Annotated in this window: 10 protein-coding genes; 1 reads left to right on the forward strand and 9 read right to left on the reverse strand. The window is 67.1% G+C overall.

What is annotated here, in order from left to right; genetic code table 11:
- Positions 1–104 precede the first annotated feature (104 nt).
- The 9 genes from BM269_RS06645 to BM269_RS06685 form a co-directional block, all read right to left on the reverse strand.
- Complete coding sequence (locus tag BM269_RS06645; protein ID WP_090436219.1) at positions 105–1,313, reverse strand: glycosyltransferase; 1,209 nt, start codon at positions 1,311–1,313, stop codon at positions 105–107.
- A 14-nt stretch (positions 1,314–1,327) separates the two neighbouring features.
- On the reverse strand, positions 1,328–2,383 hold the full coding sequence (locus tag BM269_RS06650) for a nitroreductase family protein (protein WP_090436220.1): 1,056 nt from the start codon (positions 2,381–2,383) through the stop codon (positions 1,328–1,330).
- Complete coding sequence (locus tag BM269_RS06655; RefSeq protein ID WP_090436221.1) at positions 2,380–3,252, reverse strand: ThiF family adenylyltransferase; 873 nt, start codon at positions 3,250–3,252, stop codon at positions 2,380–2,382. The genes BM269_RS06650 and BM269_RS06655 overlap by 4 nt, the downstream gene beginning before the upstream one ends.
- Positions 3,253–3,257: 5 nt before the next feature.
- Entirely contained in the window at positions 3,258–6,047 is a 2,790-nt protein-coding gene (gene prsT, locus BM269_RS06660; RefSeq protein ID WP_090436222.1) for an XrtA/PEP-CTERM system TPR-repeat protein PrsT, read from the reverse strand.
- Between the two features lie 74 nt (positions 6,048–6,121).
- A complete protein-coding gene (locus BM269_RS06665; RefSeq protein ID WP_229204523.1) occupies positions 6,122–6,883 on the reverse strand; it encodes an N-acyl amino acid synthase FeeM domain-containing protein in 762 nt (253 codons plus the stop codon).
- Positions 6,884–7,223: 340 nt separating this feature from the next.
- On the reverse strand, positions 7,224–9,980 hold the full coding sequence (prsT, locus tag BM269_RS06670; protein ID WP_090436223.1) for an XrtA/PEP-CTERM system TPR-repeat protein PrsT: 2,757 nt from the start codon (positions 9,978–9,980) through the stop codon (positions 7,224–7,226).
- A 22-nt stretch (positions 9,981–10,002) separates the two neighbouring features.
- Positions 10,003–11,844, reverse strand: coding sequence for an asparagine synthetase B family protein (locus BM269_RS06675; protein WP_090436224.1), 1,842 nt, complete (start codon positions 11,842–11,844; stop codon positions 10,003–10,005).
- A gap of 15 nt (positions 11,845–11,859) precedes the next feature.
- Entirely contained in the window at positions 11,860–13,104 is a 1,245-nt protein-coding gene (locus BM269_RS06680; RefSeq protein ID WP_211482668.1) for a pyridoxal-dependent decarboxylase, exosortase A system-associated, read from the reverse strand.
- A complete protein-coding gene (locus BM269_RS06685; protein ID WP_090436226.1) occupies positions 13,101–14,684 on the reverse strand; it encodes an acyl-CoA ligase (AMP-forming), exosortase A system-associated in 1,584 nt (527 codons plus the stop codon). Before BM269_RS06685 ends, BM269_RS06680 begins: the two co-directional genes overlap by 4 nt.
- Before the next feature lie 167 nt (positions 14,685–14,851).
- Between BM269_RS06685 and BM269_RS06690 the strand changes: the two genes are divergently transcribed.
- Positions 14,852–17,149 (forward strand): GNAT family N-acetyltransferase, encoded by a 2,298-nt coding sequence (locus BM269_RS06690; RefSeq protein ID WP_170860296.1) that lies wholly within the window; start codon positions 14,852–14,854, stop codon positions 17,147–17,149.
- Positions 17,150–17,296: the final 147 nt, after the last annotated feature.

Raw genomic sequence — 17,296 nt, forward strand, 5'->3', positions numbered from 1 at the left:
TGCAGCGGGCACAGACTCCTATGAGCAATAGTTGTGCCAACCTCTCAGTATCCTTAGAAATCAATAGCTTGCCTGATTGATGTTAGTACCATGTTGGTATTAACTTATGTCGTTGTAAGGATTTTCGACAGTAACTTGCTAAAAGATTCTGACGCCCGATAGCTATCGAATATGGACTTCAAGCCGCGCGCCGCGCTGGTTGCCGCCGGCATGCCGAGCAAGCCTTGCACCGCCTGGCGCAATGCCGCCTCGTCAAAGCGGTCCGCGCGCAGCAGCGCGCCGGCCCCGGCTGCCACGATGCCCTGCATGTTCAGGAACTGGTCCAGGTTGCCGGCGATGCCGACCACCGGCACCCCGGCCGCCAACGCCTGGTGGCTGGTCGGGCTGCCGCCGTTGCAGATCACCAGGGCGGCGCGGCGCGCCGCCTCCTCGCCCGGCAGGAAGTCGGCCACGCGGGCGTTGTCCGGCACTGTATCGAGCTGGACCAGGCCGACGGTCGCGGCCAGCACCGTCACCGGCAGGCCGGCCAGCGCGCGCAGCACACCGGGCAGCAAGGCGCCATGGCCGGAACTGCCGACCGTCACATACACCAGCGGTCGATCGGCCGGCAACTGGTCCCACCAGTCCGGCACCGGCAGCGGCGGCGACCACAGCACGGGACCGATGAAGGCATGATGGGGCGGCAGGTCGTGCGGCGGAAACAGCTCCGGCACGTCGGCATACAGGGTGTAGTCGGCATCGGTGTAGACCCGGTTCAGGTCCCAGCCCAGCCCAGGCAGGCCGTACTGGCGCCGCACCTTGTTCAGCGGCATGGTGTGCAGCGCAAACGCCAGCGGGCGCGCCAGGTTGAACAGCGCATTGGCCAGCGCGATCGGCAGAAAACGCGTGAGCGGCAGGCTGGGCACGATGTAGCGCTGGCGCACGAACGGGCTCCAATAGGCATTGATCAGCGCGATATAGGGCACGCCGGCCAGGCGGGCGCTGATCGACAGCGACAGGCGAAAGTCGCCCACCACGATATCGGGCTGCACCTGGCGCAGCAGTTGCAGGTCCTGCTCCACATAGCCCGCCAGCGTGGCGGCATCGTAGACCGGCTTACCGTCGGCCAGGGCTTGCAGGAATTGCTGGTTCGGGATGCTGTGGATCGGCCAGCGCACCAGATCGGCGCCTTCGAAGCAAAAGGCGTAGCGCTCGGCGCAGGCAAAATGCACCTCGTACTGGGCGCGGTCGAGGGTGGCGGACAGCGCCAGCGGGCGGCCCACGTGCGCCAGGGTCACCGCCTCGGCGACGAACAGGATTTTTTTGCGTGGCATGGCGCGCGACCGGCTTATTTCATCAATTCAGCCAGCGGCTTGCGCACCGAGCGCGCCTTGGGCGCGTTGCCGGCGCCGAGGCGTCCCATGAACACCGCCGTTTCCGGCGCGGCGCCGATCACGCCGCTGAGCTGGCCGTACAGCCGGCGTGCCGATTCCTGCAACTGGTCGAGGCGCGTGAAGCGCACCGCGTTGCGCACATAGCGGCCGAAGATCAGCGGCGTCATCTCCGGCTGCATATGCAGGCCCAGCGAGGTCACGGTCAGCCAGAAGCGCTGGGTGGCGCGGCCGGCGGCCACGTAATCGTCGATGCCGGCCGGCGCGCTCTTGGCGCGGATCACGAAATGGGCGGCGCAGGCGATGCCGGGCACCAGGTCCATCTGCAGGCGCGGCGCCCAGGTGCCCATCAGGGTATTCATGGTGTTGACGCGCTGCCAGCTCGCCATTGCCCACTTCATCAGGGCCAGCGTGCCGTTGTCGACCCCGAGCGCCTGGTCCGGCACCTTGTCCGGGCTGTGCGTCTTGCCCCAGTCGATGATGCTGCGGTGCACCTCATACGCTTCCGGCATGGTCAGGCGCAGCTTGGCGTTGTTGAACATCAGGCGCGCGGCCGACCAGCGGCCGCCGAAGCCTTCGATCCACTGCACCTGGTGCGCCGGGCCGACCGCCGCTTCCAGCGCCTGCTTTTCCGGTGCCGTCAGCGGCCGCGTGCTGAGCGGGCGGCGCTGCACGCTGCGCGTGGTGATCACCGCCAGCAGCGGGCTGGGCTTGACGGCCGGATCCGGCGTGAAGCGCACGTCGAACACGGGATGGGTGTCCGCGCTGTCGGCGCGGCGCACGGCATCGGCGCGCAGGCCGTGGGCGCTGGCGGCGATGGCCATGGTTTCCAGCATGGCGCCGACGGCCACCTGGCTTGGATGCCCGTCCAGGTCGTACACCACATGGTCGCGCGTATCGTAGCAGTGCACGGCCACCTGGTCGGGCGCCAGGATTTCGAAGCGCCACACCTGCGTGTTGTCGCCGCTGGGCGCCCAGCGCGCCAGGTCGAGGATCTGTTCGATGGTGTTCATGGTTGGGCCATTTTCGCAAAGGCGCGCTTGCCGATCATGATCGCCAGGCGCTGGATCGGGTTGTTGTTGCCGCCGGGGCGCCAGGTGCGCACCAGCTTGTTGCGGTAGGCGTCGAACTGCATGCCGTGCGGCGCGGCCCGCACGTCGCCGCGCCCGAGCAGGATCTTCAGCGCCTCGGTGGCGGCGATGCCGGCGCACAGCTGGCAGGCCATGATGGTCGACGGGCCGCGCCGCTCGGCGAAATTGACGGCCGACGGCACCACCAGGTAGGGCCGGTGCAGGCCGGCCGGCGCCAGCCCGACCACAAAGCGGATCGCCTTCTCGCCTTCCGGCAGGTCGCCCCAGCCGAAATATTCTTCGAACGTCATGCCCCCCGGCAGGAAGTTCAGCAGGGCCGCCCCCATGCCCAGCGGCGCCACCGTGGTGGCAGGAATGCCGCGTTCGGCGCACAGGGCAAAGGTCTGTTGGCGGATCGCGAAGGCAAAGAAATCGAGGCTGTCGATGTAGATGTCGACGCCGGCGAAGAAGGCTTCCAGGTTGTCGGCGTTGATGCCGTCGGGGAAGGTCTTGATCTCGAGTTCGGGATTGACGTCGCGCGCCATGCGCGCCATCACCTCGATCTTCGGCAAGCCGCGCGTCGACTGCATGGCGCCGACCTGGCGATTGAAATTGGGCAGGTCGAAGCGGTCGAAATCGGCGATGTGGAAGGCGCCGACCCCGAGGCGCACCAGGGTCATCAGGTGCACCCCGCCCACCCCGCCGGCACCGGCAATCGCCACCCGCTTGCCGCGCAGGCTGGCCTGCTCGGCTTCGGTGACCCAGCCGATATTGCGGGCGAAGGCTTGCTGGTAAATGAAGGGTTCGCTCATCGCGCTCAGCTGCCGTTCAAGACTTTCAGCAATGCGATCGCATCGTCCAGGTGCGGGAACGGGGTGCCGCCCGAGACCAGCCTTTCCAGCTCGACCTTGGCGGCTTTCTTGTCGCCCGACTGGTTGAGGGCGACCGCCAGGTGGTAGCGCAACATGGCATTCGCGGGTTGCAGCGCGCTGGCGCGCTTCAGCATCGGCACCGCGCGCGCGGTGTCGCCCTTGCCCACCAGCAGCCAGCCGGTGGTGTCGAGAATGGCCGCACTGTCCGGCGCCGCCTGCAAGGCTTTCTCGGCCGTCGGCAAGGCGCGCGGATCCTTCATTTCGCTATACGCCCAGGCCAGGTTGTTCAGCGCCACCGGGCTGTCCGGCGCCGCCTTGAGCACGCGCTCCAGGTCGGCGACCGCCGCCGGGAACTGCTTGCGCGAGAGGCTCAGTTCGGCGGCGTACATGGTGGCGGCCAGGTCGCCCGGCTGTTCCTGGCGGTAGCGCGCCAGGCGCGCGTCGGCATCGCGCGGCAAGCCGGCCGCCAGCAAAGTGCGGTGGATCGCCAGCACGATGCGGCCCTGCTTGTCCAGGCCATAGGCTTTCTCGTACAGCGCCACGGCCTCCTGGTACTTCTGCTGGCGCACCAGCAGGTCGCCCTCCATCACATAGCCTGCCGCTTGCTGCCCGTCTTCCTTCTGCATCTGGCGCGCAATCGCCAGCACCTCGGCCGGGCGGTTTTGCTGTTGCGCGATTTCGGCCAGGGCCAGCCGCGCCGCCCGGTATTTCGGGTCGATCGCCAGCGCCTTCTTCAGGTCGGAGCTGGCGGCCGGCGCATTCTTCAACATCAGGTGGGCGGCCGCCATGCCAAACCAGGCCGGGGCCGATTTGGGGTCTTGCTGCACCATCTTGCCGAAGCTCTCCAGGGCGCCGGCGCCATCGTTGTTGGCCAGCTGCACCTGCCCCAGCAGCTCGGACAGGGCCGGGCTCTTGGCATCGCCCACCTGCAATTGGCGCGCCAGCGTGGTGGCCTTGGCATGCTGGCCCGCTTTCAGGTAGGCGCGCGCCAGGCGAATGCCCAGCTCGGCTGCCTTGGGCTGTTCCGCCACCGCCTGCTCCAGCCAGCGCACGGCCTGTTCCGGCTGGTTTTGCAGCACGGCGATATCGGCCAGCGCCGTCATGGCGCCGACATGGTGCGGGTCGTGCTGCAGCACGGTCGCGAAGCGCTTGCGGGCCGCATCGGTCTGGTGTTCCTGCAGGTCAAGCTGGGCCAGGTTCAGCATGGCGGCCATCTGGGTCGGCTGCAGCGCGACTGCTTTCTCGAACGCGGCGCGGGCCGCCGGCACATTCTTCTGGGCCAGGTAGATGCCGCCTTCCATATTGCGCACCACGGCATTGTCCGGTTGCGCGGCCTGGTAAGCCTTGACCGCTGCCAGCGCCTTGTCATAGCGCCCCAGGCTGATTTCGGAGCGGATCAGGTACAGCGCCGCCTGTTCCGACTTGGGGTCGAGCGCGGTGGCGCGCCCCAGCTGTTCCACCGCCTGCTGCACCCGGCCCTGGCCCAGCTGGGCCAGGCCCAGCGAGGTATGCAAGGTCGCTTCGTTGGGCATGATGGCGGCGGCTTTTTCGAAATACTGCTGGGCCGCCTGGTAGTCCTTGTTGCGCAAATTCGATTCGCCGGCCAGCACCAGCAACTGGGCATCCTGCGCGCCGCTGCGCAGCAGCGGTGCCAAGGCCGCGGCCGCTTCGGCCGGCTGGTTGGTCTTGAGCAGGGCTTGCGCCAGCAGCTTGCGCGCATACATGTTATCCGGGTTGCGTTCCAGGTAAGCGTTCAGGAAGCCCTGGGCGGCGGTCGCGTTGTCCAGCTTGAGTTCGTTGGCGCCGGCCAGCAGCACCGTCGGCATATGGTTGGGCACCAGCTTCAGCAGCTTGAGCAGCTGGCCCTGCGCATCGGTATATTTGCCGCGGGTATGGTCGAGCAGGGCTTGCAGGTAGAGGGCGTACGGGCTGTTGGGCGTGATCTTGTCGAGGGCGGCGATATCGGCCTTGGCCGCGTCGTAGCGCTTCATCTCGATTTCCAGGTCGGCGCGCTCGACCCTTGCACTCAGGTGGTCCGGCTGCAGCGCCAGGGCCAGGCCGAGGGCGTCCAGGGCCGCTTCGTGCTTGCCCTGGTGGCGCAGCACGGAACCCTTGAAGCGGAATACCGACGGGTCTTTCGGGTTGGCTTGTACCGCCTGCTCGGCCAGCGTCAGGGCCAGTGCGCCATCCTTCGCCATCCAGGCCATATTGCCCTGGCCCAGCAAGGCCGCCGCCAGTCCCGGCTGTGCTGCCAGTGCCCGGGCATAGCCGTCCCTGGCCTGGTCGCTGTCGCCCACCGCCAGCCAGGCATCGGCGCGCGCGGCCAGCAAGGCCGGGCCGGCGTTCTTGGCGTCATCGGCAGTTTCATCGAGGGCCGCCTGGGCCTTGTCTTGCGCCACCAGCGCGCGCACCAGCTGCGGCAGGGCCTGAGCGCGCTCGAAGTGCAGGCTGAGCGCCTTGCGGATTTCCTTTTCGGCCGCAGCCGGCTCGTTGTAGGCGTTGTAGACGCTGGCCAGCTGGTAGCGGATCGCGGCATCGTCCGGACTCTTGGCGGCCGCGTTGCGCAGCTGGATCAGGGCCGCCTTGGTTTCGCCCCGCTGCAAATGCTGCTGGGCTTGCGCCATCAGGCTGGCACTGGTTTCAGACTTGAGGCAGCCGGACAGGCCGGCGGCCAACATCAGGCTGCCGAAGATGGCGAGGGCGCGCGGCGCCCCCCGGTTCTCGCGACGTGGCATGGAAACCCCTGCTTGGTGGTCAGGATATTGACAATACCACAATAATTGTCAATCGACTATCAAATCTCAATAGACTATTGGATGTTAATCAGGCGCTGGACAATCCCGCGTTCTTCGCGCGGCGAGTAGAACATCGGGTAGAAGGAGCGCGCCGACATGGCCGTTTCCACGCCCTGGCCGCCGTATTTTTCGATCTGTTCGCTGACGTACGACAGGTCCACCACCAGCAGGTAGGCCGGGGCGTCGACGCGCGGGTTGGTCTTCAGTTCGCCCAGGCGCTTGAAGCCGAGCATCGCCTCATAAAAGCGACGGTGGCGCGGGTTGATTTCAATGAAGATATGGGTGCAGTGGTGCAAGTCGCGCGCATAAATCACAGACAGGTGGAACAGCGAGGCCATCTGCGACTTGCTGCCGCCATTGTCGAACGCCAGCTTGGTGATCTCGCACACCCGGGCGCCGGGGATCATGCGCACCGAATCGACTTCGTCCTTGAAAATTTCATCGGCCATGATGCCGATCGGGGAATCCAGTCCCAGGGTCAGGGTGCCGACCACCTCGCCCTTGTCGCTGGCGGTCAGCGTGATCCGGTTCGGATCGTCGGTGAGTTTATGGGTTCCGGCGTAGCCCCGCCAGGAGTACATTTTGTTGATTAGCAGGCTGGCCTTGCTGCGGCCCTCGACTGTATCGATCATGCGTATACCAAAAGATTTTTCGTCGGTGACCAGATCTTCCATATTTTCCGGAAGCAAGTCCTCGAGCGTGGCGCGCGCATGGGAATTGGCTGGAGCCTGCCGGACCGGCTCGGCTTCCAGCACTGGGACAGCGGTTCCATTCATGGCTCTATCCTCCTTTGGTACCCGCCAGCCTGACGGCCAGCCACTACCAATGAGCACAGCGAGCGGCGCGGACGCCGTGCTCAACGGCAAAATATAGTTGATTACCCTTGCGGGGGCGCGCACGATTGATGCCGGGACGAAAATGTATCGGTTTTACCAGTGCGTTGTGTAAAAATTACCAACTATCTACATGTTGGCATGGTGGCGCTCGCCACACAATACCTACAAAGCAAATGTTGCGAAAATGACTCTACTGTTTTCAGGCAAACAATAGACTGAGAGGGGAGGCAGCCCGCACGCGGCCGTGCGCGGGCGGGCTGGACTGCGTAGAAGTTGCTAGTTATTCAAACTGCTTTTGCAAGTTACGTGCTTCGTCGGTCTGCGCGAAGCGGGCGTCGGCCATGGCCGCCTGCAATTCCTTGCGCGCGCCGGCCTTGTCGCCTTTCTTCCACAACGCCGCCGCGTAGTGGCTGCGGATATCGGCCGCCTTGGGCGCCAGCGCACTGGCTTTCTGCAGGATCGGCAGGGCGCGCTCGAGCTGGTTCTGCTCGGCCAGGATCCAGCCCAGGGTATCCATGATGGTCGGGTTGTCGCCGGCCAGTTGCTGGGCTTTCTCCGCCGTGGCGAGGGCCCGCTTGTCCTTGTCCTGCTGGTACGACCAGGCCAGGTTATTCAGCGCCAGCACATTGTCCGGCAACTTGGCCAGCACGGCTTCCAGCTGGCCGATGGCGGCTTTGTACTGCTTGGCCGCAATGTTTTGCTCGGCTGCATACATCAGGCCCAAGGGCTCGTCCGGGTGCGCCTTGCGCCAGCTGGCCACCTGGGCATCGGCTTCGGCGGCGCGGTTGGCGGCGCGCAGCGCGCTGGTGAGCTTGAACAGCAGCTCCGGCCGCGCCGCCAGCGTGAAGGCTTGCTGGTAGGGTGCCACGGCCTGCGCCGGCTTGCCCGCTTGCATCTGCAGCTCGCCTTCCAGCAGGAAGCCGGCCGGCAGCTTGGCCTGGGTTTTCTGCAGCTTGCGCGCGACGGCCAGCGCTTCCTCAGGCTTGCCCTGCAGCACCGCCAGGTCGGCCTGCATCAGCTGGGCCGGCACCGACCCCGGATCCAGCGCCAGCGCTTTGTGCACACTGGCCTGGGCGCCCGGCAAATCCTTCCTTTGCACCTGGACGCTGGCCTGGTACAGGTGGGCTTGCGCCGCCTTCGGCGCAGCGCCGGCCAGCTTGCTATAGGTTTCCGAGGCGCCGGCCAGGTCGCCCGACATTTGCTGGGCGCGTCCCATCACTTCCAGCGCCAGCGGCGCGGCCGGATGCACCAGCAGCACCTTGCGCATATGGTCGACCGCCTTGTCCGGCTGGCGCGACTGCAGGTAATACGCCGCCAGGCGCACCGCCGGGATCAGCGCCTCGGGGTCGACAGTGGCGGCTTTTTCCAGCCACTGGGCCGCTTCCTGGCGTTGCTTGGCCCGTTCGGCCATCTGCGCCAGCGCCGTCATTGCCCCGACATTGTCCTTGTCCTGCTCCAGCAGTTTCAGCATGAGCTGGCGCGCCGCCTCGGGCTTTTGCTCCATGATCTCGAGCTGGGCCAGCGTGACCACGGTGGCATAGCTGGCCGGCGCCAGCCCGACTGCCTTGCTGAAGGCGGCCCGCGCGCCGGCCTTGTCCTGCTTGGACAGCAGCACATGCCCGCGCAGCACGTGCAGCTCGGCTTCCTTGCCGTGCTTGGCATCCTGCTTGGCCAGCACCGCCAGGGCTTGCTCCGCGTTGCCCATGGCCAGATAGGTGCGCGCCAGCGCGGTGGCGGCCGGCAAGGAGTCCGGTTCCAGCTCCAGCGCCTTGTTCAGCATGGCCAGCCCTTTGTCGCGCTCACCCAGCGCGATGCGGGCGCCGCCCAGGGCGATATAGCTCGGCGCCCGTTTCGGGTTCAGCTCGATGGCTTGCTCCAGCAGGGCCGCCGCCTTGGCCGGTTCGCGCTGCAGCATATTGGCTTGCGCCGCCAGTTCCAGCAGGTTGCCGTCGCTGACCTGGCCCTTCAGGGTCGGTTCCAGCACCTTCAGCGCGTCGGCCGGGTTGTTGGCACGCAGCAGGGTGGCCGCCAGCAGCTTGCGGGCAAAGGCATTGCCCGGATCCTTGTCGACATAGTTGCGCAGCTTGGCCTCGCCCTGCTTCAGGGTGCCCAGCTGGAAGTCGACCGCGCCCGACAGCAACATGCTTGGCGGGTGGTTCGGCGCGCCCTTGGCAATCGCTTGCAGGTTGTCGCGCGCCGCCTTGTAGTTGCCGCGGGAATAGTCGAGCAAGGCTTGGGTGTACAAGGTCGTCAGGCTGCGCGGTGCCGTCTTCTTGGCGGCGTTGATGGCGGCCTGGGCGGCATCGAGCTTGCCGGCCACGATGTCCAGGTAGGCTTGCTCCAGGTTGGCGCCGCTATTGGTCGGATCGAGCTTGAGCACTTCGGCGAAGGCGGCGCGCGCCTCTTCCGGCTTGGACTGGGCCCGCAGCAATTCGCCCTTGAAGGTCAGCGCATTGATATTGCCCGCGTCCTTGGCAATCGCTTGTTCGGTCAAGGCCCGGGCACCCTCCAGGTCGTTGCCGATGGCCGCCAGGCGCGCCATGCCGGTCAGCGCGTCGGCGCTGTTGGGCTCGGCATCCAGGGCGGTCTGGAATTGTTTTTTCGCCTCGTCGAGCTTGCGCAAGCCAATCAGGGCTTCGCCGCGGAAGGCCAGCATGGCCGGGCTTTGCTGGAATTTTTCCGTCTCGTCCAGCATCTTCTGCATGTCGCCCAGGCGCAACAGCGCTTCGGCCAGCAACAGTTCGCTCTGTTGTGGCTGGTACTTCAGTTCCAGGGCGCGGCGCGCTTCCTTTTCCGCCGAGACCGCGTCGCCCAACTGCAGCGACAGCTTGCCCAGCTGGTAGCGCGCCTCGCCGTTGCCGGGGTCTTTGGCCAGCGCATTCTTGAGCTGGATCTGGGCGCCCTTGCGGTCGCCTTTCTGCTGCAACTGCTTGGCGTCGGCCAGCAAGCTTTCCGGCGTGTCCGATTGACAGCCGGCCAGCAATGCGCTGGCCGCCAGGGTGGCGGCCACAGCCAGCCGGGTAACGCGATATGCCATAGTGTCCCTCAGTGTCGTGATGTCATTGTGATACGGTGCGGTGGGCGCGGAACCATTGCTCCAGCATCATCAGCACCCACACCATGGTGCCGTGGTAGCCGGCGTGCTCGTTCAAATGGGTACCGACCAGTTGTTCGATGAAGTCGCCGCGCACCACCTTGCGCGCCTTGAGGTCGCTCAAGCTGTCCGCGGCCAGTTGCTGCAAGGCCTGGTGCTGCTGCAGCCAGACCCCGAACGGCAAGCCGAACCCATGCTTCTGCTTGGTAATGATGGCATCAGGCAAGAAGCCGCGCAATGCTTCCTTGAAGAACCAGCGCAACTGCCGCCCGTTCAGCTTCTGTTGCGGGGTCAGGCCGGCCGAAAACGCCACCACCGCGTCGTGCAGGAAGGGGAACGCCACTTCCACGCCGGCCAGCTCGCACGCCTTCATCACTTTCGGCAAGTCGTTGTCGGCCAGGGTGATCTGCAAGTCCAGCGCCAGCATGCGGTTGATCAGGGAACGCGCCTCGCTGCGGCCGTAATTGCGCTCCAGCGTGGCGATCGGGTTGCCGATATCGGCCGCCGCCAGGAAGTCGTCGGTGAACACTTGCTGCGGGCCGTAGCGGCCCAGCAGGTTATAGGTTTCCAGCCGGGCCGGCATGCCGACCGAGGCTTGCTCGATATAGCTGCGCGCCTTGCGCAGCAGGCGCACCCGCTCGCCGCCCGGGAAGTTGAACACGGCCGGCTCCAGCAGCGCCTTGCGCACCAGGCGCGGCACCCGCTCGTACAGTTCGAACACATGCTGCTTGGCATAGCGCTCGTTGCCGCCGAACAGTTCGTCGCCGCCGTCGCCGCCGAACATGCGCTGCACGCCGTCGGCTTTGGCCATGCGCGCGCAGTAGAAGGCCGGCACCGCCGAGGCATTGCCGAACGGCTGGTCGAACACGGCCGCCACTTGCGGGATGGCGTTCGCCACGTCGTCCGGCGTCACATAGTATTCATGGTGCCGGGTGCCGAAATGGCGCGAGGCGATGCGCGCGTATTCCATCTCGTCGTAGCCCTGGGCTTCGAAGCCGATCGAATAGGTGTCGGCCGCCACGCCGCCGACCTGGGTCAGCACGCCGGCAATGGTCGAGCTGTCGGTGCCGCCGGACAGGAAGGCCCCCACCTTGCGCTCGCCGGCCGCCTCTTTCACGCTGCGGCGCAGCACCGACAGGAATTCTTCCTTCAGCTCGCCGAACGAGCGCTTGCCGTCTTCCTCGAACTGCATGCGCCAGTAGGTGTGCTCTTCGACGCGGCCCTGGCGGTAATGCAGGTAGCGGCCGGGCAGCAGGCGCTGCTGGCCCTGGTACACGGTGCCGGGCGAAGGCACCATGTGGAAGTAGACGTAGTTGTACAAGCCCTGGTGGTCCAGCACGCCGGGCGTCAGCGGGTGGCGCACCAGTGCGTCGGCCGAGCTGGCGAACACCAGGGTTTCGCCGGCCAGTTGCCAGCTCAGCGGCTGGACCCCCATGCGGTCGGTGGCCAGCAAGGCTTCGCCGCTGCGCTCATCGAGAATGGCCAGGGTGAAGCAGCCCTGGAGCCGGGCGCAGGTGCGCTGCGCGCCTTGCGCCCACAGCGCGGCGACCGTGGCGGCCACGCCTTGCGCCGCGGCCTGCGCCGCCAGCGTCGGCTCGTCCAGGCGCGGCTGGCCCCAAAGGGCCACCAGCAAGCCATCGCGCTGGTACACGTCGGCGCTGCCGGCTTGCGCCGCCACGGCCACGCCGCTGCGCTGGCCGGAGCGCGCGTGCAGCGCGCCCTGGTCGAAGCGGGACAACGGCACCGCCATCTGCTCCAGCAATTCCGGCGCAGCGGCCAGCCCAATCCATCCACAGATCCCGCTCATATGCTTCCCTTCCGCTTACACGAAAACTTCGACCGCGGCCGGGTGGCTCAGGAACGCCGCCGGGCTGGCCGTGGCGCCATAGGCGCCCGATTGCAAGACCACCACCAGGTCGCCGGCCTGCGCCTGGCCCAGTTCCATCTGGTCGGCCAGCAGGTCGAGCGGGGTGCACAGCGGCCCCACCACCGAGGCCAGCTCGCGCGGGCCGCCGGCCACGCGGCTGCCGATCAGCACCGGATAATTCTTGCGGATCACCTGGCCGAAGTTGCCGGACGCCGACAGGTGATGGTGCAAGCCGCCGTCGGTCACCAGGAATACCTGGCCGCGCGACTCCTTGCGGTCGACCACCCGGCACACATAGGCGCCGGCCTCGCCCACCAGGTAGCGGCCCAGCTCGATCACCACCTCGGCGCCCTGCAGGCGCGGCCGCACCTCGTCCATGATGCGCGCCAGGTTGTCGCCCACGGCAGCCAGGTCGAGCCGCTCCTCGCCCGGGAAATACGGGATGCCGAAGCCGCCGCCGATATTCAGGATGCGCGGCGCGCGCGGCGCCGCTTCGGCCAGGCGCAGCGCCAGCGCGAAGGTTTTCTGGTGGGCGTCCTGCAGCGCGGCCGCCTTCAGGTTCTGCGAGCCGCTGAAAATGTGGAAGCCGTAAAAATCAAGCCCCAGTGCGCCGATGCGCGCCAGCATGGCCGGCACGCGCTCGGCATCAACGCCGAACTGCTTGGGACCGCCGCCCATCTTCATGCCCGACGATTTCAGTTCGAAGTCCGGATTGACCCGCACGTTCACCTTCGGCACGATGCCCAGGCGCCGGCCGATCACGGCGGCGCGCTCCATCTCGCCTTCCGATTCCAGGTTCAGCACGATACCGGCGGCAATCGCGCAGGACAGCTCGGCCTCGCCCTTGCCGGGACCGGCAAAGCTGATCTTGGCCGGCGCCATCACGGTGTCGAGCGCCACCCGCAGCTCGCCGCCGGAAGCCACGTCGATGCCGTCGACCAGGGTGGCCAGGTGCTGCACCACGGCCGGCATCGGGTTGGCCTTCATGGCGTAATGCAGGTGCACGTCCGGCGGCAGGGCGGCGCGCAACTCGGCCACGCGCTGCGTCATGGCGGCGCGCGAGTAGGCGTAAAACGGGGTCTGGCCGACGCGCGCGGCCAGGCGCGGCAACGGGATGCCGCCGATCAGCAGGCAGTCGTCTTCGACCGCGAATTGCAGCAGCGGCGCGTGGGGCGGGCGGCGCGGGGCTTCCATGCTCATGCGCCCTCCGTGAAGATATTCGCATACTGGGTCGACAGCAGCTTGCGGTCGATCTTGCCGTTCGGGTTGCGCGGCAAAGGCGTGGCCGACACGATGACTTTCTGCGGCTGCATATAGGCCGGCAGGTGCGGCTTGACGGCCGCCAGCAGCTCGGCCTCGGTCAAGCTTTCGCCGGCACGCGGGAAAGCCAGCAGCACGATGGCCTGGCCCAGGCCCGGATGCTGGACGCCCAGCGCCGCCGCCTCGCCCACCTTGTCGCGCGCATACACCACTTCCTCCACCTCGGTCGGGCTGACGCGGTAGCCGGACGTCTTGATCATTTCATCGTTGCGGCTGATGAAGTAGAGGAAGCCCTCGTCGTCGCGGCGCACGATATCGCCCGACCACACGGCCATCTCGACCAGCGGCAAGCCATACTGCGGCGAGACATACGGCTTGAAGCGCTCGGCCGTCTTGGCCGGGTCGTTCCAGTAGCCCAGCGAAACCAGGGCGCCGCGGTGCACCAGCTCGCCCGGCTCGTGCGGCGCGCACTCGCTGCCGTCGGGGCGCAACACCATCACTTCGGCATTCGGGATCGCCTTGCCCATCGAGTCGGGGCGGCGTGCCAGTTCGGACGGCGGCAGATAGGTCGAGCGGAACGCCTCGGTCAAGCCATACATCAGGAACGGCTGGGCACGCGGCAGCGCGGCGCGCAGCGCGTCGAGGGTGGCGCGCTGCATGGCGCCGCCCGAATTGGTCAGGTAGCGCAGCGTGCAGTCGGCCGGCCAGGCCAGCGGCGCCAGCTGGATCCACAGCGGCGGCACGGCCGCCAGGCCGGTGATCTTTTCCGCCACCACGGCTTTCAGCACGTCGTTGGCAAACAGGTGGTTGATCAGGACGGCGGTGGCGCCGACGCGGAAGGCCGTGCTCAGCTGCGACAAGCCATAGTCGAACGACAGCGGCAGCACGGCCAGCAGGCGGTCGGCCGCGGTGTTTTCCAGGTAGCTCGAGACGCTGACGGCGCCGGCCACCATATTGCGGTGCGACAGCACCACGCCCTTCGGGCGGCCGGTGCTGCCCGAGGTGTACAGGATGGCGGCCATATCGGTATCGATGCAGCGGTGCGGCACGGCCGGCGGCGCCTCCTGCATCGCGGCCGCCCACGGCAGCACGTGCAGGTGCGGCAAGGCGGGCAAGTCGTGCGTCTTGCCGGTCACGATCACGGTATGCAAGTCGGGGCAGGACGGCAGCGTGTCGGCCAGCAGCCGCAGGCGGTCGGCCGAGGTGACCAGCACCCGCACATTGCAGTCGCCCAGGATGTAGCCGACCTGCTCCGGCTTGAGCAGCGGGTTGACCGGCACGAACACGCCGCCGGCGCGGGCCGCGCCGAACATGGCAGCCACGTTCTCGATATTCTTTTCCAGGTAGACCGCGACCCGTTCGCTGCGCTGCAGGCCGCGCGCCAGCAGGCCATGGGCGGCGTCTTGCACGGCAGCGGCCAGGGCGGCATAGTCGAGGCGGCGCTCGCCATACACCAGGGCCTCGGCCTGCGGCGTACGTTGCGCCGAAGCAAAAATAAATTGATGGATCAGGTCGCTCATATTACTTCGTCAATAGGGATTGCATTAATTATATTGCAAAATTATAGGATCCTTGCCGTACATCATGCCCGCAGCACGGCGCAAATGCGGGATTGTTGCAACAATCCACGCACAAGCCAGAGTATTGCATTTAATATATGGTTTTCTGTGCAAAATCAATCCGCGTTGTGAAAAATCCTGTTAGCCCCCCGTCGCCGCCGAAGCCGGCCATCGCCCTGGTTGTCGGCTTGTGCAGCCACGGTTTGTCCGTGGTGCGCGGCTTGCACGACGCGGGAGTCGAAGTGTACGCGCTGGAGAAGGATGCGTGGCGGCCCGGCGTGCGCAGCAATGCCATCGTGCGCACTTTCCTGTGCAGCGAAGCGGAGATGGCCGACCTGGTGCCGACCCTGGCCGCCTTGCGCGCCCGCTTGCCGGCCGAGCGCCAGGTGGTGCTGTTCCCCAGCAACGACACCCATGTGCGCCAGATGGGCGAGGGGGTCGAGCAGCTGCGGCCGCATTACCTGCTGAGCTGGGCCGGCTGCGTGGCCGATGTCTTGCGCCTGCAGCGCAAGAATGAACTGGAGCAGGCCGCCCGCAGCCAGGGCTTGAATTATCCCCGTTCCGCCACCCTGCGCGAGGTCGCTGCGGCCGAGGCGGCGGTGGCCGGCTTCCGTTACCCGGTCATCTTGAAACCGGCGCGCCCGCTGTCCTCGTTCAAGACGGCCCTGGCGCACACCCTGCCGGAACTGCTGGCCCTGCTGCAGCGCTACCAGGGCGATTTGCCGATCCTGGCCCAGGAATACATCGCCGGCGGCGACCAGAGCCTGTACTTCGGCGCCCTGGTGCTCGACCGCGGCAAGGTGGTGCAGGAAATGGTCGGGCGCAAGATCGCCTCCTTCCCGCCCGCGCGCGGCCAGACCACGGTGGCGGAAAGCGTCGACGCGCCGGAAGTGCTGGCCTTGACGCGCCAGTTCTTCGCCGGCCTCGCGATGTCGGGCCCGGTGTCGCTCGAGCTCAAGCGCGCGCCGGACGGCAGCTTCTGGGTCATCGAGCCGACCGTCGGGCGCACCGACTTCTGGCTCGAGCTGTGCGTGGCGGCCGGCTTCAACCAGGTGCACCAGGAATACCAGCTGGCCCTGGGCCAGGCGGCCCAGCCTGGCACCTGGCGCGGCCCGGTCACCTGGTTCGATGCCGAAAACGATACCCTGTCCTACTGGCGCGCCGTGCGCGCCCAGCGCACGCTGCGCCCCTACGGCGGCAAGCGGCCAGCCTTTACCTACTGGCGCGCCGGCGACCCGCGGCCCTTCCTGCAGGCGTGCCGGGTCGGCCTGGCGTGGCGCTTGCGGGCGCGCCTGCAGCGCCTGGCCGGCAGCGCGCGCGCACCGCGCAACCCTGCGCTGCGCGTGCGCGAGCTGCCGATGGACCAGCCGCTGCCGCCCGAGCTGGCGGACTGGCTGCGCGCGCACCAGCCCGACCCGCTGTTCTGCACCCTGGACTGGTATCAAGCGCTGGTGCGCTTCGAGCGCGAAGTGCATCCGGCCAGCGGCCGCCGCTTCAGCTGGCTGTTTGTCTGGCGCGGCGAGCAGCCTTGCCTGGCGGTGCCGGTCGAACGGCTGCCGGGCCTGCTGCGCAGCATGGAGGTGCGACTGCTGAGCAATTTCTATTCCCCCTGCGTCGGCCTGTTTGCCGATCGCGGCCAGCTGTCCGCGGCGGAAGGCTGGCAATTGCTGCTGCAGGCGCTCGACCAGCTGGACAAGGGCTGGCTCAAGCTGAGCGCAGCGCCGGCCAGCCTGGCGCAAGCCGAACAGGCCAGCGAAGGCCTGGCCGCCTGCGGCCACACCATGCTGCAGGTGCCGCTGTCGGCCAATTACTCGGCCTATGCGCCGGACCTGGACAGCTACTGGGCCAAGCGCCCGTCCCAGCTCTTGAACACCCTCAAGCGCAAAGGCCGGGCGCTGGCCCGCGAAGCGCACCGCTTCGAGGTGGTGACCGCGCCGACCCGGGAACAGGTCGAGCATTACTGGTCGACCTACAGCCATAGCTGGAAGGGGCGCGAGCCGTCGCGCTCCTTCATCGACTGGCTGATGCAGTGGAGCGCGGCGCGCGGCTATCTGCGCCTGGGCCTGCTGTACCTGGACCGGCAGGTGGTGGCCAGCCAGCTCTGGCTGGTCAACGACGGGGTGGCCCATATCTTCAAGCTGGCCCAGGATTGCAATGCCGACCGCTTCTCGCCCGGCAGCCTGCTGACCGGCCACCTGATCGACTACGTATACCGCCACGACCAGGTCGAGCGCATCGATTTCATGCTGGGCGCCGACCCCTACAAGGGGCTCTGGATGGAGCAGGAAAATCCCTGCTTTACGCTGGAGGTGCTGAACCGGCGCCATGTGCTGGCACCGGCGCTGCGGCTGTACCTGGCGCTGCGCGGCCTGTTGCGCCAACGGCGCGCCGGCAGCGCCAGCGAACTGGCCGGCGCGCCGGGCTGAGCGCGGGCCGGCGCCACAACCGGGCGCGCGCCCTTTCCATAAACGACAACAATGATGCACAATATGCAATTGAGGCCAGACATGGCCGCCGGCCCCCGGCCGGCGCGCTGGACCGGGAAAAAGCGGACCATGTACCATGTCACTTTT

This window comes from Duganella sp. CF458, from assembly GCF_900113115.1.
In the GTDB taxonomy this organism is placed as follows: Bacteria; Pseudomonadota; Gammaproteobacteria; order Burkholderiales; family Burkholderiaceae_D; genus Rugamonas.

Excerpts from the sequence above, each read along its gene's own strand:
- BM269_RS06645 (WP_090436219.1), bottom strand. The coding sequence starts at position 1,313 with ATGCCACGCAAAAAAATCCTGTTCGTCGCCGAGGCGGTGACCCTGGCG.
- BM269_RS06650 (WP_090436220.1), bottom strand. The coding sequence starts at position 2,383 with ATGAACACCATCGAACAGATCCTCGACCTGGCGCGCTGGGCGCCCAGC.
- BM269_RS06655 (WP_090436221.1), bottom strand. The coding sequence starts at position 3,252 with ATGAGCGAACCCTTCATTTACCAGCAAGCCTTCGCCCGCAATATCGGC.
- prsT (WP_090436222.1), bottom strand. The coding sequence starts at position 6,047 with ATGCCACGTCGCGAGAACCGGGGGGCGCCGCGCGCCCTCGCCATCTTC.
- BM269_RS06665 (WP_229204523.1), bottom strand. The coding sequence starts at position 6,883 with ATGAATGGAACCGCTGTCCCAGTGCTGGAAGCCGAGCCGGTCCGGCAG.
- prsT (WP_090436223.1), bottom strand. The coding sequence starts at position 9,980 with ATGGCATATCGCGTTACCCGGCTGGCTGTGGCCGCCACCCTGGCGGCC.
- BM269_RS06675 (WP_090436224.1), bottom strand. The coding sequence starts at position 11,844 with ATGAGCGGGATCTGTGGATGGATTGGGCTGGCCGCTGCGCCGGAATTG.
- BM269_RS06680 (WP_211482668.1), bottom strand. The coding sequence starts at position 13,104 with ATGAGCATGGAAGCCCCGCGCCGCCCGCCCCACGCGCCGCTGCTGCAA.
- BM269_RS06685 (WP_090436226.1), bottom strand. The coding sequence starts at position 14,684 with ATGAGCGACCTGATCCATCAATTTATTTTTGCTTCGGCGCAACGTACG.